Here is a 9,323-nt window from a genome sequence, read left to right on the forward strand (position 1 = left end):
ACGGGTGGAGCAGCCTCGGGCGCTGCCAGTGCCATTACCGGTGCTTTGGGGCTTGGCTCGAGCACCGCCATGAATGCAGCGATACAGGCTGGTGTCCAAGCGCTGATTAACAAAAGCGCTGTGGCTCTTGTCAATAATCGCGGCAATATTGCCGGTGCCTTGCATGAGCTTGGCTCTTCAAAGAATGTTCTCAGCATTGTTTCGTCGATGTTGACAGCAGGCTTAACCAGCCAACTAACGGAAATGGCAGGTGTTGGACAATCTTTGCCAAAAACCGCTCCTTTTGTCGATCGTATCGCCAGTGAAGCGGAAAAGAACCTGATCAAAGCCGCCATTGGCACAGGCGTTCAAACGGCTCTTGAGGGTGGCTCTCTTGACAAGAACTTTTTTAACAATCTGCGCATCGCCCTGTCTGATACGGTTGGAAAATCGTTGGCGGAAGAAATCGGTACCGCCAAGGCTGAAGGCAAAATAGACACGGTCACACAGATCGTTGCCCACGCTGGTCTTGGCTGCTTAAAAGGCGCTGTTGCGAGCGGTGCTTGCACAGCCGGTGCTGTGGGGGGTGCTGTGGGCGAAGCCACCGCTATGCTCCAGTTTCAATTGTGGGTGCAAGGCATTGTGAAAGAGGAAATGGGGGATCTAAACGGTCGCACCCCTACAGCGGAAGAGGAAGCGCGTATAAACGCAAAGATTGATGCGCAGTTTGCTGACTTTAGAGATCACACCATTGATGTTGCAAGGGCTGCCGGGGGCGTTGCTGCCGCCATTGCCGGTGGCAATGTTGATGCCGGCGCCGATGCCGCTGGTAATGCCGCTGCAAATAACTTTTTGGGTAGTGCACAACGCGCTCAGATGAAGAAAGAGTTAGAAGAATGCCCTGATGATCAGTGTCGAAGAGATGTTAACGAAAAATGGTTCGAGATTGATGAACAACAAGATAGAACTTTTGCGACAGGAATTATGGCTGGTCTCATTGCCGATGCACCAATCAAGCTATACGAGTTAGCTGATGGCGCTGTGAAGAACATGATGTTACAAATAATGATATTTGCTAGCAATCCATGGGGGGGCGCGAAAAGGGCTGTTAAAGACATTGAAACAGGAGCGTCTTGGGTCGTGAGTGGACATGTGATTGATGATGCCTGGGAAGGTGCTGGTCAATTCTGGGGAGGTGTTGAGGATGCGTTTATAGGGGATATAGATTACGTAAAAGAGAATCTTGAAAAAGCGGAAGTTAACGGAGCTTTTAATGCTGGTTTTGAAACTGGAAGATTATCAGCCGGAGTGTTAGAAAACTTTGCTGGAGGAGCTGGAGCAGCCAAGGGAGCTATAAATCTTGGCAACAAGGCTGTGATCAAGTTCATTGCTAGGAAAGATTTTGCCCAATTCGCTTCCAAGAAAAATCTTGCCAAACTTGCAGCTCAGGGAGATCCTGACAAACTTGCGGCGAAGAAAGAACTAACTAAACTTGCTGCTAAAGAAAAAAAGCTTTGGTTAAAAAAGAAACCCACTAAATTTACCGATAGCAAATTTGGACAGACAAACAAAGCCTATCAGAGAGACGACCTGTTTGATCCTAATAAAAGGGTTAACTGGATGGAAAACAAAAAAGAAATGTGGGGCACTAATATTGATAGAATGGAAACAGGAAGAGCACCGATAGGATTTGATGGTCAGCCTGTTGAGTTGCATCACCTAAAGCAAACGCATGAGGGGCCCATAGCAGAAATTGGCAGTAAAGATCATAACAAATATAATTCCGTGATTCATGCTCCTTCTAAAACACATCAATCGCTTATAGAGAGAAAAAAGTTTGGTAAGTGGAGAGAGGAATATTGGAAGGAACGCGCTAAAGGATATAGAGAACAAACAAACAATAATTTAGGAGTAATAATCGATATGAAATGGAGTATCATAGGGATAGATTTTGACAGATGGGGACAGGAGCATCGGCAGTAATGCTCTACGATTGATGAAAAGAGAAAAAAGAAATTTGGAGAAATAATTGATGAAAACCTATACCTTAGATGATGTTGCAGTATTAATTGATAAAGTGAATAAATATGATGATGAGATTATCAATTTTGGTACTGCAAAAAATGCAGTTGATGATCTTGTAATTGAAAAGGCGGAGAAAACTCTCGGCTTACAATTCACATCGTCTTACAAGAGTTTTTTAAAAAATTACAAAGGAGGGGAAATTGGTGGTGAAGAAATCTTTAGTCTTTATAAGGAGTGTGGGGAAGGTGTTCCTGTTGGTGATATTGTTTACCGAAACTTACTCGATAGAAAAGATGGTTTTGCGACACCAGAACAGCTTATCGTTTGTGATGCTGATTTTGATGAAACCTTTTATTTTGATTATACGCAGTTTAGGGATGGTGAATGCCCACTCTATGTCAGGTTTCCATTGGGCGATTGCGAATATTACGCCAGTGATTTTTATGAGTTCCTTTGCAAACGGATTATAGTACACGCGGGAGAAGAGATACCTGATGGTGATCAACCAATTGAAAAGATTGAGAACACTCCCACTCCGCAACCTATACCTTTTTACAAGAGCTTTTGGAAAAAACTATGGAAGAGGTGAAGTTGATAGAGGGAATATGGAGCGTTTATCACGCACGTTTTGAGGATCATCTATGAAAACCTACACTTTAGATGATGTTGCAGTATTAATTGATAAATATAATGATATTATCAATTTTGGTACTGCAAAAAATGCGGTTGATGATCTACAGATTGAAAAGGCGGAGAAAGCTCTCGGTTTACAATTTACAACTTCTTATAAGGATTTTTTAAAAAATTATAAGGGAGGAGAAATTGGTTATGAGGAAATTTTTAGCATTTATAACGCAAGTTTTGAGGATCATCCTGCTGGTGATATTGTGCATAAAAACTTATATCATAGGAAACATGGTTTTGCGACATTAGAACAGCTTGTTGTCAGTAGAACTGATTTTGGTGAGACATTTTACTTTGATTATACTCAGTTTCAGGATGGTGAATGCCCACTCTACGTCAAGATCCCATCTGGAGCGTCACATTATTATGCAAGTAATTTTTATGAATTTCTCTGTAAAAGAATTAAAGAGCATGCAGGGGAAGATTTATGAAAACCTATACCTTAGATGATGTTGCAGTCTTAATTGATAAGGTTAATAAATATGATGATGATATTATCAATTTTGGTACTGAAAAAAATGCGGTTGATGATCTTGTGATTGAAAAGGCAGAGAAAGCTTTGGATTTAAAATTCACATCGTCTTACAAAGTTTTTTTAAAAAAATATGTAGGAGGGGAAATTGGTGGTGAAGAAATTTATAGCCTTTATGGAGATTGTGGGGAAGGTATTCCTGCTGGTGATATTGTTTACCAAAACTTACTCGATAGAAAACATGGTTTTGCGACACCAGAACAGCTCGTTGTGAGTTATGATCTTGATGAAACCTTTTATTTTGATTATACGCAGTTTCGGGATGGAGAATGCCCACTTTATGTCAGGCTTCCATCTGAAGATTGCGAATATTACGCCAGTAATTTTTATGAATTCCTTTGTAAAAGAATTAAAGTACACGCGGGAGAAGAGATACCTGAAGGTGATCAACCGATTGAAAAGATTGAGCACACTCCCACTCCGCAACCTATCCCTTTTTACAAGAGCTTTTGGAAAAAACTATGGAAGAGGTGAAATTGATAGAGGAAATATGAAGCGTTTATAACGCAAGTTTTGAGGATCATCCATGAAAACCTATACCTTAGCTGATGTTGCAGTATTAATTGATAAAGTGAATAAATATGATGATGAGATTATCAATTTTGGTACTGAAGATGACGCAGTTGATGATCTCGTGATTGAAAGGGCGGAGAAAGCTCTCGGTTTACAATTTACAACTTCTTATAAGGATTTTTTAAAAAATTATAAGGGAGGAGAAATTGGTTATGAGGAAATTTTTAGCATTTATAACGCAAGTTTTGAGGATCATCCTGCTGGTGATATTGTGCATAAAAACTTATATCATAGGAAACATGGTTTTGCGACATTAGAACAGCTTGTTGTCAGTAGAACTGATTTTGGTGAGACATTTTACTTTGATTATACTCAGTTTCAGGATGGTGAATGCCCACTCTACGTCAAGATTCCATCTGGAGCGTCACATTATTATGCAAGTAATTTTTATGAATTTCTCTGTAAAAGAATTAAAGAGCACGCAGGGGAAGATTTGTGAAAACCTATACCTTAGATGATGTTGCAGTATTAATTGATAAAGTGAATAAATATGATGATGAGATTATCAATTTGGGTACTGCAGAAAATGCAGTTGATGATCTACTGATTGAAAAGGCGGAGAAAGCTCTCGGTTTACAATTTACATCTTCTTATAAGAGTTTTTTAAAAAATTATAAAGGAGGAGAAATTGGAGGTTATGAAATCTGTAGCGTTTATAGGGATTGTGGAATAGGTATTGCTGCTGGTGATATTGTTTTCCGCAACTTAAATAATAGAAAAAGGGGGTTTGCGACACCAGAACAGCTTATCGTAAGTAGAACAGATTTTGGTGAGACTTTTTACTTTGATTATACGCAGTTTCGGGATGGTGAATGCCCACTTTATGTCATGCTTCCATCTGAAGATTGCGAATATTACGCCAGTAATTTTTATGAATTCCTTTGCAAAAGAATTAAAGAAAGCGTGGGAGTTGAGATACCTGATGGTGATCAACCAATTGAAAAGATTGAGAACACTCCCACTCCGCAACCTATACCTTTTTACAAGAGCTTTTGGAAAAAACTATGGAAGAGGTGAAATTGATAGAGGAAATATGAAGCGTTTATAACGCAAGTTTTGAGGATCATCCATGAAAACCTATACCTTAGCTGATGTTGCAGTATTAATTGATAAAGTGAATAAATATGATGATGAGATTATCAATTTGGGTAGTGAAGATGATGAAGAGAATGAAACAGATGATCTACGGATTGAAAAGGCGGAGAAAGCTCTCGATTTGCAATTCACATCTTCTTATAAGAGCTTTTTAAAAAAATATGTAGGAGGAGAAATTGGTGGTGAAGAAATCTTTAGCCTTTATAAGGAGTGTGGAGCAGATATCCCTGGTGGTGATATTGTTTTCCAAAACTTAAATGATAGAAGAGATGGTTTTGCAACATCAGAACAGCTTGTCGTGTGTTACGCTGATTTTGATGAAATTTTTTATTTTGATTATACGCAGTTTCGGGATGGAGAATGTCCAATCTATGTTATGTATCCATTGGATAATTGCGAATATTACGCCAGTAATTTTTATGAATTCCTTTGTAAAAGAATTAAAGTACACGCGGGAGAAGAGATACTTGATGGTGACCAACCGATTGAAAAGATTGAGAACACTCCCACTCCGCAACCTATCCCTTTTTACAAGAGTTTTTGGAAAAAACTATGGAAGAGGTGAAATTGATAGTGAGGAAATATATAGTCTTTCTAGAGAGCCTAAGTATTACATAAGTAATTTTTATGTAAAAGAATTACAGATCATGCTGGGGGAATGATGATGCAAACCAAAGATGTCACAGAAATTTTAAAAAGACTGGGCTGGGAGCCTTATCGTGATAACGTGGGTGATACTTTTGCGCATTATCATCTTCCCGATCGCATTATTGGCATTGGCTATGGTGTAAAAAATTATGGAGAGAGAGGCAAAGAGTTTTTGCTTTCGGCTGATCTCACCACCGCTGCTTATTGTCTTGCTCGGGAATATTCTAGAGGTGAAAAATCACAGCGTAAATATGGAGATGTGCTGTTTTACGCGAAGGAGGATTTTAATGTTAAAGCTCCGGATCTTTCCGAAAGCCATATTAAGGACGCTCTAAATAGAGTGATTGCATGGGCGCAAGCACAGGATATTGAAAAAAAGTTGTGCGAGGAAGCTACTAATCATTCTGCCGTTGCACAAGCATTACTTGGTGATATGGAGGCTTTAAGGAGTGATAGATCTACCCCAAAACTATCTGTGCCAGAATTTGCAGATTATAAAACAATGACATCGGATGATCGCCTGCTTTTTTTTGCACAGGCCTATAAAAATGGGGAATTAGACGATATTCTAACGCGCAAGAAGCCAAAACAGCGCTCGATAAGTCTCACAGCAGCAATGCGCGTTCTTAAAACACAAGGGTGGTTTTCAACGGAACCTGGAAAAATGTGGTTGATTTTGCCCGACCGCTTTATTCAATTTGATTTTGGTTTTATACGTCTTCATGATAATTACAATGTCCGTATTGAAGCTGAAATATCTAATGAAATGATTTCTGTCGCTTGCAATTGTATTCACTATAGTAAGGAATATTGGTGTGTTTCTCCTAAAAATATTTATAATTCTTTTAATACGATTGGGGGGGGGATTTTTAGTGGTTTTGGTAAAGGCATTGATATTTGTGTAGAGACATTAGATGAGCAAGAGCTTATCAAAATCTCTGAGCGGATAATACAGTGGGCGCGTGCCCAAGATTTACAAGCATCAATAGAAAGCAAAACACGTGTTCAAAAGTATAGCTACAATATACGTATAGTCTGGCATTTGGCTTGTTTAGCATTGACAGGTCAAATTGATGTCCTGAAATCTTATCAAAGTTTTTTAGAAGCAGGTACGATTTCTGAGATCTTGGATGACAGTGAAGTAGAGAGATATATTAACCAGGCCGTTCAATTTGCTGAAGAATATCTGAAAATCCTTAATGAGCGAAAAGCCATAGATGATCGTCTTAGTTTACAAGATTTGTCTTTTCTTAATACAGTTTCTGAAGACTTAAAAAGGATGGACTGGACAGTCTATCGTGATAAAAATTACAATTGCAATGCTTATTTTATAAAGAAAGATCGTATCATTAATATAGTGTACGACCTTGATAAAAACGGAGAGACACCGCTTGTTACCTTCAAGGTTTCTCTTTCAACACTTGGTTTTTCTACAGCTTATCGATCTGTTTTCATCAATACTCCCCAATATACCGTTCTTAAAGAGTTAGAAGATATATATACTGTGTCTGGTAATGAAGTTGATGAAGGTAAACTGAAGCAGATCTGTGCGGATATTTTGTGTTGGGCTGATCGACAAAATGTTAATCAAATCATCTATGATTATGCGGCTTTGCCAACAAATAGTGAATATGATCTTATAATACGCCATTTTATTGCGCTTATTCTGATTGGAGATGTTGAGAGGCTTAAGTTTTATAAAGAGAATTTTAGAAAGGGAAACTCTTTAAGCTTTGTGGAAGGTATCACGAAATATACGATTGACAACGCTCTTACTCTTGCACGGGGTTATCGAGCGGGTTTTCCAAAAAATGCTCCGATTTTGTCCCTTGATTCCCAAACAGCATCTGTTGCTTCCAAAACTATTGCTGTTGAGGCGACAGAGGAAGCGGATGACACTGATGATCGTCTCACCATGGAAAGTGCGACAACACTTTTGAAAAGCTTAGGCTGGTCAACCGAGAAAATCAATGAGAATGACCATATGGCAAGCTATCAATTGGCTGATCGTGAAGTAGATATTCTTTATAACGACGAAATTGCCAAAGACTACCCGCAATTTGATAGCGCCTTTATGATTAGTACCGGTATTCTTTCCGCTGCTTGTAAATTCATTGATCCTACCCACACGGAAGATATTCCAGATATACAGCTTAATTTTGAAGCCAAGGGATTAGAAATCTTTGAACCAGAAGTCACTACGGATTGTTTAAAGCAAGCACTTGATGACGCGCTAAAATGGGCGGTAACAGACATTGACCTTTCTAAAAGACTTCGCTCTGATTATGGCACTGCTCCTTGGCAACGGGATGCAACGTCTAAAGCAGATGATACGGATTATGCTTTGCTTCATCTTGGCGCTCTTGCTTTATTGGGTGATGTTGAGACCTTACAATCTTATCAGCAAAGCTTTACGGCAGGTGATCACCTAGGCTTTGACGAAAGCATCAACAAAACCCACCTTGAACGTGCATTAGCTTTAGCCAAAGAAGTAGCAAAGGTGAAGCAAGTGAGTTACGCTTTGATTAAACAGGTGGCAGAAAAGCTTGATGATCCACAAGAGGTTACCAGCAAGGAGCAACCCCGCTCGTGGAAAGAGAAAATAGTCAATTTTATCGGAAAAAAAGACAAGAAATAGCACCTAAAAAATATCAAAAAGATTTCAGAAATTTAGAAAATAAGACGCGCTCCAAAGCCTTGATCACTAGTTGAGAAACTGAAGTGGTGGGGTTCTGATCATGGTTTTGGTGCAAGATTTTAATGAAACAACCTATAAAAAAAGATCTATAAAATTATTCCATAGATTATAAAAATCTCTTTTAATGGGCTTTTGTCTATTTTATCGGTTATGTCAGTTTATTTAACAGACGAATCTTATGATTTTAGTGAGTGATTAAAATGTGCTTTATGAAAAGCATATGATCCTTTAAGCCTTTCAAAAGATAGCTTGTAACTCATAAGAAATGCTATCAAGACCATTATGGTTATGAGTTTTGGAGGTTTAGGGTTTTTTGGGGGTTTTGGAGGTGCTTTTTACGCCCCCCCCTTTACATATTTTTCAATAAAAAATAAAATTTTATTATATTTCAATATGTTAACTTTTATCAAGTTTCCAAAAAAAACAACCTATATCAAAATACAACCTGTAAACTCAACTAATGCTATATGTTTTGTAGGGGTTTTGGGGGTTTGAGAAACCTTCAAAACCTATAAGTAATATAAGAAAATGAATATACATAATCCTCTTTAAACAAAGCTTTTGAAAACAATAAAGCTATCATTTTAGATTACGGTATAATCTTTTAAAGGCAATGTAAAAAAATCTAATTCTATTTAAGAGTGGATTTCTTAAAAGTCTTAAAGCAATCCAAATAAGAGTATCTAAAAGTGCAAATGGTTTCTTTTTAGAATAACGCATGATAAATTATTCCTTTTAAGATTATAGGTAATCAACTCACAAGATGATACGTTTAAAGAATTTACAAAAGTCCATTAAAGAGATCTTGATAACGTAATTATTTCCTATCTTAGTTTATCTCATAACAGATGATAAAATAGACTGTTAGTTAAACTAATACATAAGCGGATTTAATAAGATTGGCATGCCCATTATGTGAGCATGCTTTATAAGTTATTCAGTTTCTCTAATCTCTAGTTTTGGTAGGTTCTTAACGATTTTCATTGTCTCTAAACTTATGGTAATAACCCTCTGAAATAACTCTAGAGGGTAGGCAGGGTTGCCAACGGTTTCAACAGCATAGCGATTGGCATCATTGACAATACCACT

At 38.1% G+C, this 9,323-nt stretch carries 7 protein-coding genes and 1 pseudogene; all 8 read left to right on the forward strand.

Going from position 1 to position 9,323, the window contains the following annotated elements; genetic code table 11:
• Positions 1 to 1,962: DUF637 domain-containing protein (locus tag ACFINX_RS08700; protein ID WP_375668674.1), on the forward strand; the 1,962-nt coding region annotated here is incomplete at its 5' end.
• 49 nt (positions 1,963 to 2,011) lie between these two features.
• Positions 2,012 to 2,593: an SMI1/KNR4 family protein gene (locus ACFINX_RS08705; protein ID WP_375624079.1), complete on the forward strand. Its 582-nt coding sequence runs from the start codon at positions 2,012 to 2,014 to the stop codon at positions 2,591 to 2,593.
• A gap of 52 nt (positions 2,594 to 2,645) precedes the next feature.
• Positions 2,646 to 3,119: an SMI1/KNR4 family protein gene (locus ACFINX_RS08710; RefSeq protein WP_375668675.1), complete on the forward strand. Its 474-nt coding sequence runs from the start codon at positions 2,646 to 2,648 to the stop codon at positions 3,117 to 3,119.
• On the forward strand, positions 3,116 to 3,694 hold the full coding sequence (locus ACFINX_RS08715) for an SMI1/KNR4 family protein (RefSeq protein WP_375668676.1): 579 nt from the start codon (positions 3,116 to 3,118) through the stop codon (positions 3,692 to 3,694). The genes ACFINX_RS08710 and ACFINX_RS08715 overlap by 4 nt, the downstream gene beginning before the upstream one ends.
• A 52-nt stretch (positions 3,695 to 3,746) precedes the next feature.
• Positions 3,747 to 4,229: pseudogene (locus tag ACFINX_RS08720) on the forward strand (SMI1/KNR4 family protein); the annotation flags it as partial.
• Positions 4,229 to 4,810, forward strand: coding sequence for an SMI1/KNR4 family protein (locus tag ACFINX_RS08725; RefSeq protein WP_375668677.1), 582 nt, complete (start codon positions 4,229 to 4,231; stop codon positions 4,808 to 4,810). The pseudogene ACFINX_RS08720 and the gene ACFINX_RS08725, both read left to right, overlap by 1 nt.
• A gap of 52 nt (positions 4,811 to 4,862) precedes the next feature.
• Positions 4,863 to 5,453, forward strand: coding sequence for an SMI1/KNR4 family protein (locus tag ACFINX_RS08730; RefSeq protein WP_375668678.1), 591 nt, complete (start codon positions 4,863 to 4,865; stop codon positions 5,451 to 5,453).
• Positions 5,454 to 5,552: 99 nt separating this feature from the next.
• The gene (locus ACFINX_RS08735) at positions 5,553 to 8,174 is read left to right on the forward strand and encodes a DUF6990 domain-containing protein (protein WP_375668679.1); all 2,622 of its coding nucleotides are present in this window, start codon (positions 5,553 to 5,555) and stop codon (positions 8,172 to 8,174) included.
• Positions 8,175 to 9,323: the final 1,149 nt, after the last annotated feature.

The sequence above is a fragment of the Bartonella sp. AP36NXGY genome (assembly GCF_042195865.1).
Taxonomy (GTDB): domain Bacteria; phylum Pseudomonadota; class Alphaproteobacteria; order Rhizobiales; family Rhizobiaceae; genus Bartonella.